Annotated in this window: 17 protein-coding genes; 6 read left to right on the top strand and 11 right to left on the bottom strand. The window is 40.5% G+C overall.

The genetic code is table 11. From position 1 onward, the window contains the following. Window positions 1-82 precede the first annotated feature (82 nt). The 8 genes from I6F41_RS16785 to ilvG form a co-directional block, all read right to left on the bottom strand. Window positions 83-739: an NAD(P)H-binding protein gene (locus tag I6F41_RS16785; RefSeq protein WP_086994733.1), complete on the bottom strand. Its 657-nt coding sequence runs from the start codon at window positions 737-739 to the stop codon at window positions 83-85. A gap of 8 nt (window positions 740-747) precedes the next feature. Continuing rightward, window positions 748-1,407, bottom strand: a complete 660-nt coding sequence (gene can / locus I6F41_RS16780) for a carbonate dehydratase (RefSeq protein WP_182683852.1) — start codon at window positions 1,405-1,407, stop codon at window positions 748-750. Between the two features lie 11 nt (window positions 1,408-1,418). Then, window positions 1,419-2,603 (bottom strand): methyltransferase, encoded by a 1,185-nt coding sequence (locus I6F41_RS16775; RefSeq protein WP_197108795.1) that lies wholly within the window; start codon window positions 2,601-2,603, stop codon window positions 1,419-1,421. Window positions 2,604-2,664: 61 nt separating this feature from the next. Then, the gene (locus I6F41_RS16770; RefSeq protein ID WP_182683850.1) at window positions 2,665-3,693 is read right to left on the bottom strand and encodes an ABC transporter substrate-binding protein; all 1,029 of its coding nucleotides are present in this window, start codon (window positions 3,691-3,693) and stop codon (window positions 2,665-2,667) included. A gap of 97 nt (window positions 3,694-3,790) precedes the next feature. Next, the gene (gene ilvA / locus I6F41_RS16765; protein WP_089368828.1) at window positions 3,791-5,344 is read right to left on the bottom strand and encodes a threonine ammonia-lyase, biosynthetic; all 1,554 of its coding nucleotides are present in this window, start codon (window positions 5,342-5,344) and stop codon (window positions 3,791-3,793) included. A 2-nt stretch (window positions 5,345-5,346) separates the two neighbouring features. After that, window positions 5,347-7,203 carry a dihydroxy-acid dehydratase gene (gene ilvD, locus I6F41_RS16760; RefSeq protein ID WP_086994745.1) on the bottom strand — a complete coding sequence of 619 codons (1,857 nt, stop codon included), beginning with the start codon at window positions 7,201-7,203 and terminating at the stop codon, window positions 5,347-5,349. Window positions 7,204-7,302: 99 nt separating this feature from the next. Next, window positions 7,303-7,545 carry an acetolactate synthase 2 small subunit gene (gene ilvM / locus I6F41_RS16755; RefSeq protein ID WP_058374304.1) on the bottom strand — a complete coding sequence of 81 codons (243 nt, stop codon included), beginning with the start codon at window positions 7,543-7,545 and terminating at the stop codon, window positions 7,303-7,305. Next, window positions 7,542-9,191 carry an acetolactate synthase 2 catalytic subunit gene (gene ilvG / locus I6F41_RS16750; RefSeq protein ID WP_182677578.1) on the bottom strand — a complete coding sequence of 550 codons (1,650 nt, stop codon included), beginning with the start codon at window positions 9,189-9,191 and terminating at the stop codon, window positions 7,542-7,544. Before ilvG ends, ilvM begins: the two co-directional genes overlap by 4 nt. Window positions 9,192-9,731: 540 nt before the next feature. Here ilvG and I6F41_RS16745 point away from each other — a divergent pair. The 6 genes from I6F41_RS16745 (at window position 9,732) to I6F41_RS16720 (ending at window position 16,821) form a co-directional block, all read left to right on the top strand. Continuing rightward, entirely contained in the window at window positions 9,732-11,402 is a 1,671-nt protein-coding gene (locus I6F41_RS16745; RefSeq protein WP_182683849.1) for a phosphoethanolamine transferase, read from the top strand. After that, on the top strand, window positions 11,399-11,770 hold the full coding sequence (locus I6F41_RS16740; protein ID WP_182683848.1) for a diacylglycerol kinase: 372 nt from the start codon (window positions 11,399-11,401) through the stop codon (window positions 11,768-11,770). The genes I6F41_RS16745 and I6F41_RS16740 overlap by 4 nt, the downstream gene beginning before the upstream one ends. Continuing rightward, the gene (locus I6F41_RS16735; protein ID WP_182683847.1) at window positions 11,761-13,740 is read left to right on the top strand and encodes an LTA synthase family protein; all 1,980 of its coding nucleotides are present in this window, start codon (window positions 11,761-11,763) and stop codon (window positions 13,738-13,740) included. The genes I6F41_RS16740 and I6F41_RS16735 overlap by 10 nt, the downstream gene beginning before the upstream one ends. A gap of 63 nt (window positions 13,741-13,803) precedes the next feature. Further along, window positions 13,804-14,478, top strand: a complete 675-nt coding sequence (locus I6F41_RS16730; RefSeq protein WP_011329418.1) for a response regulator transcription factor — start codon at window positions 13,804-13,806, stop codon at window positions 14,476-14,478. Beyond that, window positions 14,459-15,892 (top strand): sensor histidine kinase, encoded by a 1,434-nt coding sequence (locus I6F41_RS16725; protein ID WP_182683846.1) that lies wholly within the window; start codon window positions 14,459-14,461, stop codon window positions 15,890-15,892. The genes I6F41_RS16730 and I6F41_RS16725 overlap by 20 nt, the downstream gene beginning before the upstream one ends. A 50-nt stretch (window positions 15,893-15,942) precedes the next feature. Further along, window positions 15,943-16,821: a TraB/GumN family protein gene (locus I6F41_RS16720; RefSeq protein ID WP_086994760.1), complete on the top strand. Its 879-nt coding sequence runs from the start codon at window positions 15,943-15,945 to the stop codon at window positions 16,819-16,821. A gap of 47 nt (window positions 16,822-16,868) precedes the next feature. On the opposite strand, the gene I6F41_RS16715 is transcribed toward I6F41_RS16720, so the two are convergent. The 3 genes from I6F41_RS16715 to I6F41_RS16705 all read right to left on the bottom strand — a co-directional run bounded on the left by I6F41_RS16715 (window position 16,869) and on the right by I6F41_RS16705 (window position 21,138). Then, entirely contained in the window at window positions 16,869-18,278 is a 1,410-nt protein-coding gene (locus tag I6F41_RS16715) for an ATP-binding cassette domain-containing protein (protein WP_182683845.1), read from the bottom strand. A gap of 161 nt (window positions 18,279-18,439) precedes the next feature. Next, a complete protein-coding gene (locus I6F41_RS16710) occupies window positions 18,440-20,776 on the bottom strand; it encodes a fatty acid cis/trans isomerase (protein WP_182683907.1) in 2,337 nt (778 codons plus the stop codon). Further along, on the bottom strand, window positions 20,776-21,138 hold the full coding sequence (locus I6F41_RS16705) for a hypothetical protein (RefSeq protein WP_011329423.1): 363 nt from the start codon (window positions 21,136-21,138) through the stop codon (window positions 20,776-20,778). The genes I6F41_RS16710 and I6F41_RS16705 overlap by 1 nt, the downstream gene beginning before the upstream one ends. Between the last annotated feature and the right edge of the window lie 514 nt (window positions 21,139-21,652).

The raw sequence follows: 21,652 nt of genomic DNA, 5'->3' as shown, positions 1-21,652 counted from the left end.
CGAATTTACGCGTCAATAGCTGGCCTATTGCAAGTAAATTCAACGCAGTTAGCGCTGAAAATAGCTGCTTGAGATAGATTTATTATCCGGAGCTCAGGTTAAATAGCTCATCAAGTACATAGTAAGCTAAATTGCTCTGCTGCGCGCAACTCACAACCAGCATTTTTTGCGCTACTTGCTCCCCAGTTATTGGTTTATAGCGTTTTAAAAGTGGCAGACGAGTTATAATGGGTAAAATAACACTGCCAATTTTCTCAGCCACTCTAAACTGCTTACGGTTACCTAATAATAACGACGGCTGAAAAATACTGATACGTGCAAAAGGCAGTTGCTTAACCTGCTGCTCTAGTTGCCCCTTCATTTTTAAATAAGGGCTAGTGCTGTGCGCATTTGCACCACTTGATGACACCAAGCAGTAATGTTGCACACCATTACTTGCGGCTAATTGCGCGGCAATAAATTGATAATCAAAATCAACTCTTCGCTGCGCCGCAATTGAGCCGGCTTGCTTTTTAGTAGTACCTAAACAAGAAAAAAACACATCGCCTTTAAATAATGCAGCATATTGAGTTAACTCATCAAACTCAATTATATGATTAACGAGTTTTGGATGACGTATGCTTAGCGCACGACGGCTTAAGGCAATTACATTAGAAAAATACGCGCTTTGTAGTAACTTTTTTAATAACTCATTTCCTACTAACCCTGTTGCACCTATAATTACCGCCGTTTTTGTCATCGCTTTAATTATCCATGGCCAAGTTTTGAAAACACGTGTTGCACGGCTTTTTTATAAGTGTCGGCTTCTTCTGATGCACAAGTTACTACTGACTCTAGGTCATGTAGGTGGCCATTTTCTAGGCCGTAAACCCAACCATGAATCGATAAACTTTGTCCACGTGCCCATGCGTCTTGTACTATATTAGTACGCGCTACATTACGTACCTGCTCAATTACATTAAGCTCTATTAAACGGCTTAAACGCTCTTTTTCAGGCACTGCATTTAATTGCTCTAGGTGCTTCTCTTTTACATCACCAACATGGCGCAGCCAATTATCAATAAAGCCAAAGCGGGCTTCATCTAGTACTGCTTGTACACCACCACAACCATAATGCCCCACCACCATAATATGTTTAACTTTTAATACTTCAACAGCATATTGCATTACCGATAAACAGTTATGATCTGTATGTACAACTACGTTTGCTACGTTACGATGTACAAATAGCTCACCTGGGAGTAAATCTACAATTTGATTGGCTGGCACGCGGGAGTCGGAACAACCAATCCATAAGTACTCTGGATTTTGCTGCATTGATAGTATTTTAAAAAAGTCAGGATCCGCTTTACTAGTGCGATCTGCCCAACGCTTATTATTGTCGAATAAATTTTTTAGCTTTCTCATTGCATCTCTTTTCAGTTCGAAGACGGGTAATTTGCCAAGATCAAAATATTGCGCGGTGTTAACTGTTTTGCGCAAAACGTTTTAATACTGACTTGATAGCCTTGCTGCTGTAAATATAAAGCACGATCGAGCACAAGCCAAACTTCTATTGCTCTTCTGAACACATGTCGAACCAGTTCAATACGATCAGTTACTTTTATTTTGTCCTGCCCAATAAGTAAAAGCTTATTATAATCAATTTCTTGCGGCAACTTTAACGACTTTTTGTTTGCAGCCCATGCACAAAACGATTTAAATGAATCTGAAAACACCGCCTTGTTAACCGACGGCACACTGACGTAATGTTGCTCATTAGTAATCGATTTTCGCAGGGCATCAAACCCGAGTCGCCATGCAACTTCAGTGTTACGCACTTTAACTATGCGTGAAGGCGCGGTGACCATTTCTTGAAGTGCGAGCTTTAAGTCGCGATGAGTTAAGTTAAGGAGACTTTGTTGTGCAAGCGTACTCATTGCTAGGTAATTATCTGGGGTAAATAAATGATAACAACAAGGAGAAAAACTAATGTTAGAGACTTTAGCTACACTGGCCTGCTGCATAAAAGCTTGATGTAAACCGCCGCAAGCATGTAAAGCGACTGCGTGCATATCGGCTTTAAAAAAAGCAGTAATGTCATCCTTCAATACATCTGCTTGGCTAAAGTGCATAGCTAAGCCTTGCTGCTTTGCACTGTGCTGCCCTTGCTCACATAATTGCGGTTGCAGCTCTATACTGTGCACGCTTTTAGCACCATTAAACGCTAGCATACGCCCGAGGTGTCCTTTACCCGCACACCATTCTAAAACAGGCTTGGTACTACTGGGTAAAGCCGCTACAAAATCTTGCAGCTGCTGAAACTTCCGCCCTTTTATACCGTTACTAAGCCAAAACGGATAGTCACTGCGCGTTAAGTTCGCTGTTGGTAACTCACACAAATTTACCAGCTGTTCAAGTTGCTCAATATGCGGCTCAAAAAATTGATATAACTGTTCTTCATTGCCATCTAATTGGGCAACTTCTTCATCCGTTAAATTATTTAAAGGCTCTTGTAGCTCAGGCCAAGGTAGTGCATCAAAATCAAATGCCGTACATTGCCAATATTGGCGATTACGCATAAGGAGAGAATCAAGTGCAGAAAACTGCTCAGCTAAGGTCATATCAACTTAAAATAAATAAACACAATTAATTATAGCAGCTCAGCCCACTGTCATTAAGTGGTTATTTTTTGAAGATTAAACGTAAATACAGCGGGATAGAAATAATGCTGATAATAATTGCTGCCAGTAACATCCATGAAAGCTGTAATCTTTCGGGCTCCTGATACTTATATATAAAACTAGCTTTTACTTTGTCAAAATCACTTTGTTCAATACCATATAAATCAGCTATTAAGCGCCACTTTGCCATCGACATATTACCTAGGTGAGTACTGGGTACTGTAACATAGCCTTTTAATACCTCGGCTTCATAAGCTAGCTGATGGGGGCTTTTATGCGGTGCATATTGCTGAGTTACTGCTATCGCTTCATCCATATTCATCATTGCATAACGCCAACCTTTAAGACTTGCCTGATAAAAGCTTTCTACTGTTTGCGGGTGGTTTTTAAGCATACTTTGGCTAGTAAACAAAATATCGGCATACAGATCCATACCGTACCTTTGCGGACAAATAAGTCTGTGGGCAATTCCTTGTTGCGCCATGTAATAAGGTAGGTCGGTTACATACACTTGCATTGCATCTACTTTATTGTCAATCCATGCGCGGGTCGGATTATCACCTTCATAATGGGCTAAGCGGTCAGTATTAATACCACTGCGCTGGAGCATAATTAATAACTCAGTATTCTCTCTTTTACCGCTGGTAGTGACTCGTTTAGTAATAAAGTCTCGTGCATGAAAAATATCAGAGCTGTCTTTAACCATCCAGCAATAAGGGGAAAACTGCAATATAGCAGCCATTGCCACTAAAGGTTTACCGGCAATGCGTTGCTGTAAAACACCAGAATGACCAATGCCAAACTGCACCTCACCTTGTGCTACTGCATCAAAACTGTCGGGCATACTTAACTTGGCAGGGAGTATATTTACATCCAGCCCGACCTCTTTATAAAAGCCTTTATGCTTGGCCATATAATAGCCGGCAAATTGAAATTGATGAGTCCATTTTAATTGCAATGTAACCGGTTCTTGCGCCTGTAGCTGGCAACAAAAAAGCCCTAAAACAATGATTAGTCCTTTAATTAGCAACGAGTTCCCCTCAAAGCATATTATTATTTATTGATAATAATATGTAAAAAACATGATAAAGCAAGCACCTCAACGAGGTGCTTGTTAATAAAGAGGGTTATGCCGAAGCGAGTTTATCGACGTTTTTGCCCTGAGGCTGCGAGGTTAAAAACTGGGTAAAACACGGGTTATTTGTTTCATCTTGTACGTTATAGCCTAAGCGATTTAAGTGCTCATTAAACACATCAAATTGGCTTGGTTCAATTGCAAAACCTGCTAATACATTCCCCGTAGAGCCACCATGATTACGATAATGAAATAAAGTAATATTCCAATTACTGCCTAAGGTATCTAAAAAGCGTGCTAATGCGCCCGGGTATTCAGGAAACTCAAACTGTAATAAACGTTCATGTAATTGCTCAGGTGCTTTACCTCCAACCATATAACGCACATGTAACTTAGCGAGTTCGTTATCCGATAGGTCGCAAAATTGATAATTGTTATTGGTTAGATCTCGCTTTAACTCTTCTAGCTCTTGTAACCCTTGACGTAGCGCAATACCTACAAATATTTGCGCATCGCCGGGCCCTGCATAACGATAATTAAACTCGGTAATAGCGCGCCCACCTAACGAGGCACAAAATTGTTTAAAACTGCCTTTTTCTTCATTAATGGTAACGGCTAATAGCGCTTCGTTTTTTTCGCCAAGTGCGGTGCGCTCTGCTACATAACGTAAGCGATCAAAATTTAAATTAGCTCCTGAAAGCACGGCAGCTAAATGCAGCCCTTTTAACCCCGATTGCTGACTCCACTTTTTCAGCCCGGCAGTGGCAAGCGCGCCTGAAGGCTCGGCAATGGCACGCGTAGATACAAAAATATCTTGCATGGCGGCGCATATCTCATCGCTGCTTACGGTAACTACGTCGTCGCAAAACTTTTGCGCTAATCTAAACGTTTCAGTGCCAATAATTTTAACCGCCACACCATCGGCAAAACTACCAACTCTATCAAGCTCTACTGGCTTACCTGCTTTTAGTGCGGCTTGTAAGCAGGCACTTTCGTCGGCTTCTACCCCTATTACTTTAATATCAGGGCGCAGTGATTTTATATATACCGCCATACCAGCAAGCAAACCGCCGCCGCCAACGGGAATAAATACCGCATCAAGCTCGTTTAACTGCTGCATTAGCTCACGGGCTACTGTGCCTTGCCCTACAATTACGTCTGGGTCGTCAAATGGCGGTACAAATATACCGTTGAGTTGCTCTGTAAGTTCTAGCGCATGGGCTTTAGCGGCATCAAAATGATGACCATGTAATACTACTTCACCACCAAGTGCACGCACTGCACTTACTTTTATTTCTGGGGTAGTTACTGGCATAACTATAGTTGCCTGATGCCCTAAATGTGAGGCACTCAGCGCCACACCTTGAGCATGATTTCCCGCAGATGCAGTAATCACTACTGAGCCTTTAGGCAGCTTGTTAAGTTTATTAAATGCACCACGTAATTTAAATGAGTACACCGGCTGCTGGTCTTCGCGTTTTAGCCACACATGGTTGCCCAGCTTAGTACTGAGTTCGGCCATTTTGCTAACCTCAGTTACTTTAGCCAGCGGCTCCATGTTTGCTTGAATAATTGCACGAAAATAATCGAGTTCTTGAGAAACCATAATTAACTAAGCTCCTCTAGTTTGGCTAAATCGCGCACTGCACCTTTATCGGCACTGGTAGCAAGTAGCGCATATGCTTTAAGCGCAGATGATACATAACGCTGACGATCAAGCGGTTTATAAGCCTGCTTGCCACGCGCTAGCTGTTTTTGTTTACGAGCTTCGAGCTCTGCATCGCTAAGCGCTAAAGTAATTTCGCGAGTAGCAATATCAATAATTATTTTATCGCCGTTTTCAACGTAGGCAATCGCACCACCACTAGCCGCTTCTGGTGATACATGGCCAATTGATAAGCCTGATGTGCCGCCAGAAAAACGACCATCAGTGATCAAGGCACATTTTTCTGCTAAGCCTTTTGACTTTAAGTAACTGGTTGGATAAAGCATTTCTTGCATTCCAGGCCCGCCTTTTGGCCCTTCATAACGAATAACCACTACATCGCCGGCTTTTACTTCGTCGTTTAAAATACCTTCTACCGAATCATCTTGCGACTCATACACCACGGCAGTACCTTCAAAATGTAGCATGTCATCAACTACACCCGCGCTCTTTACAACACAGCCATCAACCGCTAAATTGCCCGACAGTACGGCTAAACCACCATCTTGACGAAAAGCGTGTTCAACACTACGAATACAACCATGTTCGCGGTCGTTATCGCCCTCATCCCAACGGCATTCTTGGCTCATTGCTTTAGTAGTGCGAATACCCGCAGGGCCTGCACGATAAAATTTGCGAGCAGCTTCGTTAGTTGGGTCTGTTGCATCCCACTTTTTAACTAGCTCAGCCATTGTTGACCCAGCGACATGATTTACCGACATATCAACTAAGCCTGCTTTACCCAACTCACGTACAATTGCCATCATGCCACCAGCGCGGTGTACATCTTCAATATGATATTCTGGCGTAGCGGGTGCTACTTTACATAAAAAGGGCGTTTTACGAGATAGTGCATCAATGTGCGACATATCAAAATCAACACCTGCCTCTTGCGCCGCAGCAAGTAAATGTAATACCGTATTTGACGAGCCGCCCATGGCTATATCTACTACCATGGCGTTCATAAAGGCTGTTTTGTTAGCAATCGCGCGTGGCAATACTTCTTGGTTATCTTTTTGGTAATACTCGCGGCACAAATCAACAATGCGTGCGCCCGCTTCAACATATAATTGTTTACGGTCTTTATGCGTTGCTAGCGTAGTACCGTTACCCGGTAGTGCTAAACCAATGGCTTCAAGTAAACAGTTCATAGAATTGGCAGTAAACATGCCTGAACACGAACCACATGTAGGACATGCTGAGCGCTCCACTTGCTCTGAATCTGCATCACTTACCGACTCATCTGCACCTTTAACCATGGCGTCTACCAAATCGAGTTTAATATCGATATTAGCAAGTTTAGTTTTACCGGCTTCCATCGGACCACCCGATACAAATATAACCGGAATATTTAAACGCAACGCTGCAAGCATCATTCCTGGGGTAATTTTGTCGCAGTTTGAAATACAAATCATCGCATCGGCGCAGTGGCCATTAACCATGTACTCAACCGAGTCGGCAATTAGGTCGCGTGATGGCAGTGAATACAACATGCCACCATGGCCCATAGCAATACCATCATCTATAGCTATGGTGTTAAATTCTTTTGGCACGCCACCCGCTTGGGTAATGGTTTCAGCCATCAGTTCGCTCAGCTGATTAAGGTGCACATGCCCAGGTACAAATTGTGTAAATGAGTTTACAACCGCAATAATCGGCTTTCCGAAATCGCTATCTGTCATTCCTGTTGCACGCCATAATGCACGAGCACCTGCACGTTTTCGACCTTCGGTTGTTGTTGCACTTCTTAATTTTGCCATGGTTACCTCTGTTTTGCTGCTTTATAAGCAAGCATTCCTCATTCTTAGTTATTGAGTAAGTTTATTAACCCACTCTGCAATTGTTTACTGCGCGCACACTTAAACCGCTTGTTGCTGTAAATTTTGTAAAGTAACGGCTTTTACGTCCACCAGCTTATTTAGCTGGCTGGTTAATAAGTGAATTGGCTTATCGCTGTCTACCGTCATGGTTACATGGTATTGGCCATCGTCTATGTTGAGTTGAAAATGGGTTAAGTCAAAACCACGATGACGTACTACGCGTAAAAAACGCTCTACAGCAATACTTTGATTTTTTAAGGCGATTGTTAAACTATGTTTCATTGTGCTTTCCCCGTCATCATTTCATCGTTAGCTGCACCTGGTGGTACTAGCGGCCATACATTTTCTTTATTATCAATGCAGGCATGTACTATGTATGGACCTTTACTATTAACCAGTGCAGTTATTGCATCGTCAACTTGATTAGCATGGGTTATGGTTTGCCCTGGTATACCAAATACCGCTGCTAGCTGCACAAAGTCTGGATTATCTGAAAGGTCAGTTTCTGAGTAGCGCTCTTCAAAAAACAGCTCCTGCCATTGACGTACCATACCTAAGCGTTGGTTATCTAAAATAAGTATTTTTACTGGTAAATTATTACGACGAATTGTTGCCAACTCTTGAATGTTCATCATGATAGAGCCATCACCAGATACCGTAATAACAAAGTCATCGGGGCGCGCTACTTGTGCACCAATTGCCGCAGGTAAACCAAAGCCCATAGTGCCTGCACCACCACTACTTAAGTGATTACTGGGATGATTAAATTTCATATGCTGGGCCACCCACATTTGGTGCTGACCTACATCGCAGCACACGACACCCGTTTTAGGCATACGTTGGCTAAGTTGATTAAGTAAATAGGGTGCAAATACCTTGTCGCCCGGATAGTCGTAACGCCATGCATATTTAACCATCATTGCTTTGTTATAATCGCACCATGCTTGCGGAGTTACAAAGCACTCTAATGCAGGTAAGGACGTTTTTAAGTCAGCAATTAAAGAAGCTTTTGCTGGTTTACGCTTACCGACTTCTGCGGCGTCTATGTCTAAATGAATTACTTTAGCGTTTGCAGCAAACTTTGCTAAGTTGCCGGTAACACGGTCATCAAACCGCGCCCCAATACACACTAGTACATCGCATTCTTGCACCGCTAAGTTAGCAGCTTGGCCGCCGTGCATACCTAGCATACCTAAGTAATACTCGTAATCGGGTAACACACTGCCCAGCGCTTTAAGTGTGGCAACCGCTGGCATGTGGGTTTTATTTAAAAACTGCATCAACTGGGCTTGTGCATCCGCTGATTGCACTCCACCACCTACATAAGCAACCGGCTGTTTAGCTTCACTAAGCAGTTGATTAGCAATAGCAACTTGCTTTAAATCAAGTTCTGGTAAGTACTCGTCTGCTGCTAGCCAAGGCTGAAATGGCACTTGCGCCATTTGAATGTCTTTTGGGATATCTACGAGTACGGGCCCTGGGCGACCGCTTTGCGCTAAGTGCATGGCCTCTTGCAGTATTTCGGCTAAGTCTTCGGCTCGCTCTACCATGTAACTGTGCTTAGTACACGACAGCGACATACCTAACACATCTACCTCCTGAAAGGCATCTGAACCAATCGCTGCGGTAGGCACTTGCCCGGTAATTGCTAATAATGGCACTGAGTCCATCATCGCATCGGCAAGAGCAGTAATTAAGTTAGTGGCACCAGGGCCTGACGTTGCAAAACACACTCCTAATTTACCCGTACTACGAGCAAAACCTACTGCCGCAAAGCCTGCACCTTGCTCATGCCGAGTAAGGTAGTGCTTGACTGGCGCGCCATACAAGGCATCGTAAATTGGCATAATAGCTCCGCCTGGGTAGCCAAATACTTCTTTTACGCCGTGTTTGGCTAATAAATCTATTGTTAATTCTGCGCCTGTCATTAATAAAACCCTCATTCCTCAGTGACAATTCAATCACATATTTTGCCGCTAAAACCAAAAAGCCCCCCGAACGGTTAAGTGCGGAGGGCTTTTAAATGCTTAAGTTTTTTAAAGCACTACGAAGCCCTCGCGGGAATAATCACCACGATAATAATCAGGACTAGGTTTAGTGCGTTTGCAAGCATGTAATTAATACCAAATGTTGTTAAATTATCGCAAAGGCTATTCCTTTGCTCTCTTTTTATATTAATACCGTGCTGAGCCCTTTAAGTCAACATCAAATTCAATTCAAATAAAAGACAAATAAGCAATTTAAGTGGTTTTAATATTCACTATAATTACCTGCTATGGTTTTTTTATGTGAATAGTTAAGCGCTATAAATTCCCTATTCTAATATGCCCTTTTTATGGTTTGATTAATTTTTAATAATACTCTGGGAATAAATTTATTTTACCCCCTCAGGAAATGCGTAGCTTCTCTTAAGCAGTTCTTAAGTGTTGTTGCATAACATGGCGTTGTTGTTTTAAACGAGCCTAAATATGCATTCACTTAGTCCTATATCTACACAGCAAAAACTTAATCGTGGTAAACGGTTTTACATTCACTGTAGCGCCAACGCTTTTGTAGTAATGATTGCCTGCTACTATTGTTTGGTTATAAATATTCCATTCATTCATGGCTCTTTTAGCGCCATTACTTCTTTAGCTTCTTTTTCGTGGCTATTTTTATTTTCAGTACCGCTATTACTACTCTGCCTGCTAATTATATTTTTTTCGATAGTGTCGGTTCGGTGGTTATTAAAGCCACTTAATTACTTTTTATTGGTTATTTCCAGTGCAGTACTTTACGGCACCTTAAATTATGGCGTGGTGTTTGATTATTCTATGATCCAAAACACCTTCGAAACTGATTCAAGCGAAGCATTAAGCTATTTAAATCCGCAGCTTATTGGCTTTTTACTGCTGTTTTGTGCCCTGCCTGTTTTTGTTTTAAGCAAAATAAAAATACACTTTACCCGCCCTCACCAAGAAGTACTTAGCCGCGTAAAGCTAGTTGTAGCGTGTTTGGCGCTTATAGTATTGGTGGTTACAAACTTTTATGCCGACTATGCTGCAACGGGCCGCAATAACCGCATTTTGAAAAAAGAAATTATTCCATTTCAGTATCTCTCTAGCGGCTATAAATATATGCGCGATCAGCTGCTGTATACCAATATGGAATTTAAAAATATAGATGCTGCACCTACCCTAATTGCGCCTAATACCAGTAGCGTAACCGTAATAGTGGTTGGTGAAACTGCACGAGCAGAAAACTTTGCTTATCAAGGTTATAAACGTAACACCAATTTTTATACCCAAAAACACGGCGTTACTTACTTTAATAATGTGGCGTCTTGCGGCACGGCTACAGCGGTATCTGTACCTTGTATGTTTTCGTTGCAAACACAAACAAACTTTGATCGACTCGAAGCCGACAGCCAGCAAAACTTGATTGATTTGGCCCAGCACGCAGGCAGTGATGTACTCTGGGTTGATAACAACAGCGGCTGTAAAGACGTATGTACGCGAGTAGTTACTATCGACATACCTACAACAAAATCTACTTTATGTGATGGTAAGTACTGTTTTGATGAAGCGCTATTAGCTCCACTTAAACACAAACTGGCTAATTTAACCCAAGCTAACACCGTTATCGTACTGCATATGATGGGCTCGCACGGGCCAACTTACTTTAAACGCTACCCTGAACAATTTAAACAATTTACCCCAACCTGCGACAGAAGCGATATTCAAAATTGCTCATTTGATGAATTAGTTAATACCTACGACAACACCATTGCGTACAGCGACTTTGTTAACGCCCAAGTAATTGAGCAATTAAAAACGCTGCCAAACAATATAGATAAGCAATTTTTATATGTGTCAGATCATGGTGAATCTCTTGGCGAGGGCGGTGCTTATTTACATGGCTTTCCGTATAGCTTTGCGCCTAGCACACAAACCCACGTACCACTTTATATGTGGGCTGATGAGCATAATCAGCGCATTACCAATACCTGCTTAGCTAATTTAGACACCAATGCTGCACGCTCACACAACAATATTTTCCACACCCTTTTAAATTTAATTGGCATTAACAGCAAAACGTATCAGGCATCGCTTGATCTACTTGCGAGCTGCCAAACAACACCAAGCGAAATACAACTATGAGCAATAAAACCGTTACAAAACGCCAAGGCTTAATGCGCCTTATTTTTACCTTAAGCCATTCTTTTAACGGCTTAAAATGGATGAGTCGATTTGAAGCGGCGTTTCAACAAGAGTTAGCACTGTTTTCGTTACTTGGTGTGTTTGTGTATCTGCAAGAAATTGCACTAAGCGATAAATTACTACTTATAGCCAGCCTGCTTTTTGTATTGTTTGCTGAACTAGTAAATACGGCAGTTGAGGTTGTAGTTGATAGGATTGGCAGCGAACACCATGAGCTTTCGGGTCTCGCTAAAGATATAGCCTCTGCCAGTGTGTTTATAGCCATGTTAATTGCCGCACTTATTTGGTGGGCTGTATTATGGGCTTAAAGCTAAATTTTATACCTAAAATAACGGGGCTAATAGTTAAAGTAATACCTCAGGTGAAAAATGCACTTGGCCCGGTATGGATTTTTGTTGTATTTGCTGTTTTAGCCCTTGGCTTTTTAACACTTGCTCGCTTTGGTTTAAGTGTATGGCAAGGGGAGCGTGTATTTGGATCGCATGCGTGGTTGTCTATATTTATAGGTGGTTTAAGAGTTGATATAGCCACTTTAAGCTACATTATTATGCCCGTATTGCTACTTACTTTACTGATGCAAAGCGTAGGTTGGCAAAATAAAATACGCAGCCTAATTAAAATTTACTTAGTGGGTATGTCTGCTTTACTCGTTTTTTTTGAAGTGATTACCCCTACATTTATAAACGAGTATGATTTACGCCCAAACCGCTTATTTATAGAGTATTTAATTTACCCTAAAGAAGTCTCTAAAATGATTCTTTCGGGCTATAAATTAGAAATACTTATTGCTGTTATAGCACTTATTTTAAGCTGCAAATTTGCAGGTAAAGTATTTAGCCATCAATGGCAAAGTAAGTCGTCACTAACAAGGTTAAATCAATCAATTTTAGCGTTAGTTTTAGTGTGCTTAACTATTTTAGGCGCGCGTAATTCATTAGGGCACAGACCACTTAACCCAGCCATGGTATCGTTTTCGACCGATCACTTACTTAACGACTTAACCCTTAACTCACTTTATAGCGTAGCATTTGCGGTAAAGCAGCTCTCTAATGAGCAATCTAGCCAAGATTATTACGGAAAAATGCCAGCAGATGAACTGCTCAGTATAGTGCGCAATAATATGCAAGATAGCCAAGCCACATTTACTGATAAAAGTGCGCCAACAAACACCTTTCATACCGCAACGAATAATACTAAACCAAAAAACCTAGTCATTATTTTACAAGAAAGCTTAGGGGCACGCTATGTAGGCACACTTGGCGGTTTACCACTTACACCTAATATTGACGCACTTTATCAGCAAGGTTGGGGGTTTGATAATTTATATGCCACAGGCACGCGCTCGGTGCGTGGTATTGAAGCGATAATTACAGGCTTTACGCCTACACCTTCGCGTGCAGTTGTTAAGCTTGATAAATCACAACGTGACTTTTTTACTATCGCTGACTTTTTAGCGAGGCAAAATTATAACACCCAATTTATTTATGGCGGCGAAAGCCACTTTGATAACATGCGAAGCTTCTTTTTAGGTAATGGCTTTAAAGATATTGTAGATACAAATAACTTTAATAAAATAGACTTTAATGGCTCGTGGGGCGCATCAGACGAAGACTTATACGACCAAGCTGATATCGAACTCACTAAACTTAAAAAACAAAATAAACCATTTTTAAGTCTTATATTTTCCAGCTCCAACCATAGCCCGTATGAATTTCCTGACGATAAAATAACCCTGTACGACAAACAAAAACAAACCCGCAATAATGCGGCAAAATACGCTGACTACGCGCTAGGTACATTTATCGAAAAAGCTAAAAAGTCGAGCTACTGGGACGATACGGTATTTATTGTAATAGCCGATCACGACTCGCGTGTATCAGGTGCTAGCTTGGTGCCAATTGATCACTTTAGAATTCCAGCGGTTATTTTTGGTAAAGACATTGCCCATAAACGCGATAATCAACTAGCCAGCCAACTCGATATTCCCGTTACTTTACTATCTTTAATTGGCGTAAGTGGCAAACACCCTATGATAGGCCATGATTTATCAAAACCTATTAGCGACAACAAACAACGCGCAATGATGCAATACGACAAAAACTTTGCCTATATGCACGACAATAAAGTGGTGGTGCTACAACCGCAAAAACCAGCAACCACCTATACGTATAGTAATAATCAGCTTGTGCCATGTAAAAACGATGAGCAACTGATTAAAAAAGCCCTAGCCCATGCCAACCTAGGTAACTTAGCTTATACAAATGGTTGGTATCATTAACAAAGTGACTTGATAATAAAGCCTTGTTAAAGTAACAAGGCTATTTTTACAAATCGAGCAAAGATGAACATCCTCGTTATTGAAGACTCAGAAGCACTAAGGCGCAGCCTGCAAGTAGGCCTTGGCAACCTTGGTTTTACCGTAGATGAAACCGGTGACGGCTCAGAAGGATTAAGCATGGCACTTAGTGGAAACTACGACCTAATATTACTTGATTTAATGCTACCGAGTGTAGATGGCATGAGTATTTTGCAAGCATTGCGCAGCAGTAATAACCAAAGCCGTGTACTTATTTTATCTGCTCGTAGTGAGCCGCAAGATAAAATAAATGGCCTTATGAAAGGGGCTGACGATTATTTAACTAAGCCGTTTTCGTTTGAAGAACTTCACGCTCGCGTGCTTGCGCTACTTCGCCGTGGTTCACTGCAAAACCAACAAAATACGCTTACCGTAGGTGACTGTGTATTAGATCTTTCGCTAAAAACACTTCATTACCAGCAACATGCCATTGAACTCACTCGTAATGAATACAAAATAATAGAGTGCTTATTTAATGCCCCCGAGCGAGTATTAGGGCTGGAGCTTATAAGTGAAGCGGTGGTCGGTCAGTTCGATATGCTCTCTAAAAATGCGCTTGAAGCACATATATCAACCATACGTAAAAAAGTAAGACAGTTTGATGGCGAACTCCCTATAAAAAATAAACGTGGGTTTGGTTATGTCGCAACAACAAAGTAAAAGTCACTCAATAAAACGTAAACTCGTTAATAATATTAGCGCGGTGATCTCCGTTATATTATTCACTATATTTTTAACTGTTGATTTAAGTGTAGATTCTTGGGTAGAGGAGCAGTTTAATCAATCCCTCACTAATAAAGCTAACTACTTAAAAACCTTAGTAGAGGATGACAACGGTAAAGTTGAGTTTGAATTTTCGGGTAAATTCATGTCGGAATACGAACAAGCCGACGCCAGTGAGTTTTACCAATTATGGCATGGCAGCGAGGTGTTTGAGCGCTCTCAATCGTTACAACTGTATAAAAACACTCAACTGCCTTTTTTAGAACTACCTATAAACGAATCTAAAATAATTGATTACGACTTACCTAACGGACAAAGCGGCCGAGTACTTATAAGCCACTTTGTTGCTAAAAAAGATATTAGAAACACCAACGCATCAGCTACTATTAACAGTATGACCCTGGCAATAGCAGCCCCAACGGCCGAGCTTAATAAAGTACTGATCATTATTGATGTGGTGTTTATTCTCACCTGTGTGATTGGTGTATTTGGCGTGCGCTACTTGGTTACACGCATTGTAAATAAAGGGCTATTTCCGCTACACAATCTGAACGAGCAAATAAAACGTCTCGATATTACAACCGTGGCACAAACTATAGAAAGCGACTTTAAAGTAGAAGAAATAGAGCCTATACGCAATGAACTCAATAAATTCATTACTACTAATCAGCAGCTTTATAGTAATGAAAAACGCCTTACCAGCGATATAGCGCACGAGCTTAAAACTCCCATTGCAGAGCTAATAAGCTTATCCGAGGTCGCACTTAAATACCCAGATGACAAGCGTATTAGCGATACCTATACCAGTGACATACTCAGTATTTCTGAGCGTATGAAAACCATTGTAAACAACCTACTATTACTACAGCGCTCAACTAGCAGCATAGAATTAAATGCGCAAACTATCGTTTTAAATAATTTGCTCAAACAAACAATTAATGAGCTAACCTTTAAACATCCTAATATTGCCACCCGTATAAATAATACTATTGCAAATAATGTAACCATTATTGCTGACGAGTTTAGCCTTAATACTATTTTATGTAATTTAATAGATAACGCGTTATTTTATGGTTTAACGCAGCACAACATCAAATTAAGTGCCGTAAGTAACCCAAAATCCACTATCATTTCATTAAGTAATAAAGTGGCTACTGTATTGAGCGAACAACAATTACAAGCTATTTTCGACCCGCTTTATCAGCTAGATTCATCTAGAACTAATAACCACCGTCACGGTTTAGGGTTATCTATTGTGCAGAGCTTATGTAACTTAAATGGCTTTACTATTACGGCTAGTAATACCGAAAACAATACGCTAACGTTTATATTAACGCTGCCCTCCGGGTAAATTTAGGTTAGTATTTACACTACTAATTTTTGAGATTTTAAGGACAAACCATGAATGCTCTTACTCGTATTAGCCACTTTTTTATTGTGGCGTTACTTATAACATTTAGCCTTAACAGCTATGCTGCTCCTGCGTTATACAAAATAGAAAAAAACGGAGTTAATTCCTATTTATTTGGCACTGTGCACGTAGGCGACGCCAGCATGCAAGGCTTGCCTAAAAATGTAACTGATGCAATTGATGCAAGCTCTCAAGTTATTGTAGAGGTAGATATAAACAAACTAACGCCACTGCAAATGCAGCAGCGCTCTATGCCACTCATGCTACTAAAAAACGGTAAAACATTGCAAACTGAGCTCTCTGCAGAAAATTACAATAAACTTAAAGATTATTTTGCCAAAAAGTCGATTGATGTGGCTATGTTTAATGGCTTAAAGCCATGGGCGGTAATGGTAACTATGATGCAAATTGAGTTTCAAAATGCCGGTTATTCAGATAAAACAGGTATTGATAAGCAAGTACTCGCTTACGCCAAAAATAAAGATATTAAAGTAGGGGAGCTGGAGACTCTTGAACAACAACTACAAATGTTTGATGGTATGGAATTATTAAGTAATGAAATGATTGCAGAAACCTTTGAGCAGCTTGCCGACATTAATACCTACTTTATTAAGCTAGTTGATGCCTGGAAAAATGGCGATATGCAAACTCTAACCAATTATTACAATACTAGTTTTGATGATAGTAATTACGGTGAAATTAGTGAGCAAGTAATGCTCATTAACCGCAACAACAACTGGATTAAACAACTAACACCACGTTTAGTAAACGAGCAACTATTTATTGCCGTCGGCGCACTGCACTTACCTGAACAACACGGCTTACTTAAACAATTAAAAGATAAAGGTTTTAACGTTACTCGTCTTTAAAATAAAAAATAGGTTGAGTGATTTTTCATTCAACCTTTCTCTCAGTTTTAATTAAAATCTTCCATTTTTAAGTAATTCTCTATACCGTTAATTTTATCTGCCGCATGATGATTTACATAAATTACCGTGCTGCTGCCTGCGGCGCATATTTTTTCAATCAATAATAGCACTCGCTGTCGGTTTGCCTCATCTAACCCTAAACAGGGCTCGTCTAAAATAAGCAAGGTTGGGTGCTTAACCATAGCGCGGGCAATAAGTAACAACCGCTGATCGCCATACGATAACTGAGTAAACGAGGTATTATATTGCTCCTCCAAACCTATTAACGCGAGCCATTGTTTGGCAATATTAATTTGTGCATCACTTGGGGTTTGATACAAACCTATACTGTCGTAAAAGCCAGAAACAATAGTATTTAATGCCGAAATACTCACCCTATAATCCATGTGTAGCGCATTCGATATAAAGCCAATATGTTGCTTTATATCCCAAATACTCTCCCCCGTGCCACGCTTAAAGCCAAACACTTCAATATTGTTGTTATAACACTGCGGATTATCGCCAGTAATTAAATTTAATAAGCAGGTTTTACCTGAGCCATTTTTACCACTTAACTGCCAATGCTGATGTTTATTAATAGTCCAATCAAGCCCTGTAAAAATACTCAAACCACTATAACTTACACTTGCTTGGCTTAGCTTTACCAAGGTATTGCCCGTAAACACCCCTTGAACTTGCGCGCTATCTCGCTCTGGAATATTCAGTTGGCTGTGCTCTAAGTGCAGTAACTTGAGTAAATCGGCTACTTGCTCTGCATTTGGATGCGCTAAAATAGACTGTAAACACCCTTGATTTACATAACCATAATGAGTAATAAAAGCAGGAATTTCGTCTACACGATTCACTACAAACACAAAACTAATATATTCACTTAATTGCGCCAAAATGACATTAAGCGCAGTACTCGACTCTACATCAAGCCCGTCAAAGGGTTCATCAAGCACCACTAAATTAGGCCGCGAACTCAGCGTTTTAATTAATAATAACTTTCGAGTTTCACCGGTTGAAAGCTCTCTAAAATGACGAGCTAGTAATTTCTCAAAGTCTAATATGTTAATTAAACGCAGCGCCAAATCGACATCATAATTGGCTGTACCCAATAACAGCTCTTTCACTGAGCTTTGTTTGTCATTTTTTAGTTCTTTATTAATAAGCTGTTTTTGCGCATCAGATGAAACCAATTGCACAGCATCTATACTGCAACTGCGCTTACCACTACTGTGCTTAGCTTCGCCAGCTAACGCAGCAGTAATAGCTGACTTGCCGGCACCATTAGCGCCAAGTAACAACCAATGCTCGCCTTGGTTAACCTGCCAACTTAGGTCATTAATATGGTAACGACTTTGCCCTTGGCCTTGTAAATAGCCACTAAATGCTTGAAGCTGAATTGACTGCACTGTTTACTCTTATTATTTATTCTACTTAATTTAAATTACCGCAAAGTTAAACTTCGAAGCAACCGCTATTTCCTGCACTGTAAATTATTTCAAGTAATAAGCAGCAAGCAATAAAAAAAGCCCAGCAACTTAGTGCTGGGCTTGCGTTTAGTTCATTAAAACTAGCGGTTTTCTAAGCGATTATAGTCAAACATACCGTATTCAACACCACGATACTGCTTAGCAGCCCGATGTAAAATGTCGCTATACTGCCAAAATTGTGGATGAGTACGGCGAATGCCAAACTTAGATTTTAACGCACGATAATCAGCTTCAATTTGCATCAGTGGTAACTGCTCTGCAAATGCTGCAACTTGCTGTTGATTATTTAAATACCAAATAGCACTTGGATAATCCCCAATAAAACCAGGAACTAGAGTGACAGTATCTTCTTCAAAAGCTCGCTGACCTTCTTCGTTAAGTAAGCTAGAGATATTGTAATGTGCGTTATGATGAATAATGGTATACGCTTTATGGCTATTGTCTGTTTGCTTAACCAATACATAAGATACAGGTGGCAATAAGTTAATTGCCTTAACAGGCATAGTATTAATACTTGCTAACGGCCCAGAAACGCTAGTGTAATCGTAATGCTCGCTAAGTACGGGCGATAATGCCGTTTTAATTAAGCCATAAAGCTCATGTTGCGGATCATCGGTTTTATAAACTATTCCGCTAGGTTGGCTAAACTCTTGGTTACTTTTAAAGAACTTAGATAAGCTAGGCGGTGACTTACGATACCAACTACTTTTAATTTGCTCTCGTTTATCTTCAGGTAATAGACCAAGAAAGTTACCCTCTCCCTCTAAACGTAAAAAATCCATATATAAACGTGTAACGAGTTGGTGCCCTACATTGCCGTATACATCAAATCCAGCAACCAATAAATAGTGAATGCGCTCAAATAAAGCATAATCAAGCACCCACATAGTTTTAGGCTCTTGTCCAATTAAGCCTTTCACAACCGTAGCACTGTCTGAGTGACGAAATACAGTTAACGCAGCATTTTTATTAACACCATCACCTTTCCACAATAAATTAGTGGTTAAGTGATCGCCATTTTTAAACAGCTCATTAGCCAGCTCAACTTTAGCTTTTAAGTAACGTTTTTCGCGCACCGAATATTTAATCCAGCTTTTAATCGCTAATGCGTTACTTTCTTCAGCGGCAGGTAGCTCAAGCGCATCTTCGTGCTGAATCAGCATTTCACCTACAGCAGGAGTAGCCACTTTTTTAGGATCAGCAAATGCAACCCAAAAATGATCATTTATGACGTTAAGTGCAATTTGCCCACGACAAACCGGCCCTTTAATAAAGCCCATAATTATTAACTCAGCTTCATCAAGCATAAACTGATATTTTGAGTCGATTGGAATCACTTCATAGGTTTTAAAAGGATTAGAGGCAGCCTTTGGCTCATAGCTTGGCATGCTCGCTACCGTATATTCAGGCTCTATAAACTGCTGATATAAACGCGTTAGCTTTGCATCATTTAATTTAAGTGGCAAATGTGTTTTTGACAAAATAGTTGAGCGTTCATGCATCATTCGATAGTAAACACGTTCAACATTAGGATCATCATAAGGACGACGTGTGCTAATGAGTTTAATATCTTCACCGGGTGGTGTACTTGAGCGCACTAATTTAAAAAAGGTTTGCGTGTTTTCTGGAGTGAAATAGATATTTGCTAAAAACCAATGCTCGTAAATATAACGCGCAGAAAGCTGATACTTTAAACTATCTTGATTTAAAAATGCTTCCCAACGCTTAATTTGTTGTAGCTCAAACGCTGTTGGCGGTGCAATATTGGCCATTTTACCACCGTTTTTCAGCCAATTTTGTAAGTGCTTAAATTCCTCACGCGATACGCCTGGCAAACCATAAGGCATACCACCATGTGGTTGATCATCCGCCAACCTATCAAACTCTCCCATAGTGGCACAGGTTTGAGAGCGACTTAACGAAAAATCAAAATCACCATCATCAAGTACTTCATTGTTAGCAATATCAGAGCTTTGCTTTAGCACTAAGCTATTAAATAACACACTGCCTGCTAAGTTTGCTTCTATGCTTTGCTCGCGCTCATTTAGCACCGGCGAAAAACCTTTATCACGCCATTGCTGGGTATTATCTGCATCAAACAACAAACGGCTCGGTGTAGTGGCTAATAAACGCGTACCATCATAGACCAGCTCTTTACTTAAACCTCTATCAATGCCTTCGGGAGATGAGAGCTTAAGCTGACATGGCGCATCGTAGCAACCGTGGCAAACTACACAGCGTGTATCAAGCACTGGCTTTACATTTTGTAAAAAATCAGCCCCCTCAATTGTACTATGTAAAACCATACGATCTTGTGTTTGCTCAGGGCCAAATAAATCATTGTAATGAGCATTACCTAAATACGCACAGCCACTTAAAATAATCAGTATTAGCGTACTTATTACGACTTTTCTCATCATTCGTCCTCATCGCCCAAATCAAACGTAGGCATCATATCCATTTGTGGAGAAACAAATGTTTGTTGATCTGCTGTAATCAGTACTGCACTTAATAATGGCCCGCGGGTTAAAGTTAATTGTGCATCATGCTGTTGCTCTGCAATATCTGCCAGTTCAGGGTTAACTATTGTTAACTGATAGCTCTCAACACTAATTGCTATACTACTGTCTTCACTAGGGTTTTGACATAGTTGAGTCAGCAATTCGTCATCTAGTGGCAATGAAATTTCAAAGTCAGGTTGCTCTAAATCTCTGTCACTTAAAGTGTCATCAAAAAGAAATAAAGGAAGGGTTAAAGTGCTATCTTGTTCAAATTCCATTGTGCTGATTCTCTCAATACGGCTATACAGGCTATTTATAAAACAATTATAGCAAATAATAAGATCAAAAATTAGCGAAAGTTATCAACAGTAACTACGCCTATGTGCTGTATTTAGTGATAAAAAACGAATAACAACATTATCAATTCAATCATACTCACAAGTTAAGTTTAACCTTATTCGCCGGTGGTGATTTTTTTTATGATTTTATCATCGGGTATCGCGTTGCTCGCCCGACCTACGTGTTAGGTGTTGGATGAGTGTATATTAATTATACGAACCTCACTTTCCTGCAGATGTAAAAAAGCCCGACTATTTCTAGTCGAGCTTTCTATAATTTGGAGCCTGGTAATGTCGTAGTGCCCACAGCGGTAGAAAATCACAGTGCAAATGCACCACATTCATTGGCTAGTGGTGATGTTTTTATGATTTGAGTGTCGGGTATCGCTACGCTCGCCCGACCTACGCGGGAGACTTGTGTACATTACTCACCCACACTTCACTTTTCTGCAGA

This window comes from Pseudoalteromonas sp. SCQQ13, assembly GCF_015864415.1.
Classification (GTDB): Bacteria; Pseudomonadota; Gammaproteobacteria; order Enterobacterales; family Alteromonadaceae; genus Pseudoalteromonas; species Pseudoalteromonas nigrifaciens.
This window is presented reverse-complemented; position numbering and strand designations above follow the sequence as displayed.

Excerpts from the sequence above, each read along its gene's own strand:
- I6F41_RS16785 (WP_086994733.1), bottom strand. The coding sequence starts at position 739 with ATGACAAAAACGGCGGTAATTATAGGTGCAACAGGGTTAGTAGGAAAT.
- can (WP_182683852.1), bottom strand. The coding sequence starts at position 1,407 with ATGAGAAAGCTAAAAAATTTATTCGACAATAATAAGCGTTGGGCAGAT.
- I6F41_RS16775 (WP_197108795.1), bottom strand. The coding sequence starts at position 2,603 with ATGACCTTAGCTGAGCAGTTTTCTGCACTTGATTCTCTCCTTATGCGT.
- ilvA (WP_089368828.1), bottom strand. The coding sequence starts at position 5,344 with ATGGTTTCTCAAGAACTCGATTATTTTCGTGCAATTATTCAAGCAAAC.
- ilvD (WP_086994745.1), bottom strand. The coding sequence starts at position 7,203 with ATGGCAAAATTAAGAAGTGCAACAACAACCGAAGGTCGAAAACGTGCA.
- ilvM (WP_058374304.1), bottom strand. The coding sequence starts at position 7,545 with ATGAAACATAGTTTAACAATCGCCTTAAAAAATCAAAGTATTGCTGTA.
- ilvG (WP_182677578.1), bottom strand. The coding sequence starts at position 9,191 with ATGACAGGCGCAGAATTAACAATAGATTTATTAGCCAAACACGGCGTA.
- I6F41_RS16745 (WP_182683849.1), top strand. The coding sequence starts at position 9,732 with ATGCATTCACTTAGTCCTATATCTACACAGCAAAAACTTAATCGTGGT.
- I6F41_RS16740 (WP_182683848.1), top strand. The coding sequence starts at position 11,399 with ATGAGCAATAAAACCGTTACAAAACGCCAAGGCTTAATGCGCCTTATT.
- I6F41_RS16735 (WP_182683847.1), top strand. The coding sequence starts at position 11,761 with ATGGGCTTAAAGCTAAATTTTATACCTAAAATAACGGGGCTAATAGTT.
- I6F41_RS16730 (WP_011329418.1), top strand. The coding sequence starts at position 13,804 with ATGAACATCCTCGTTATTGAAGACTCAGAAGCACTAAGGCGCAGCCTG.
- I6F41_RS16725 (WP_182683846.1), top strand. The coding sequence starts at position 14,459 with ATGTCGCAACAACAAAGTAAAAGTCACTCAATAAAACGTAAACTCGTT.
- I6F41_RS16720 (WP_086994760.1), top strand. The coding sequence starts at position 15,943 with ATGAATGCTCTTACTCGTATTAGCCACTTTTTTATTGTGGCGTTACTT.
- I6F41_RS16710 (WP_182683907.1), bottom strand. The coding sequence starts at position 20,776 with ATGAGAAAAGTCGTAATAAGTACGCTAATACTGATTATTTTAAGTGGC.
- I6F41_RS16705 (WP_011329423.1), bottom strand. The coding sequence starts at position 21,138 with ATGGAATTTGAACAAGATAGCACTTTAACCCTTCCTTTATTTCTTTTT.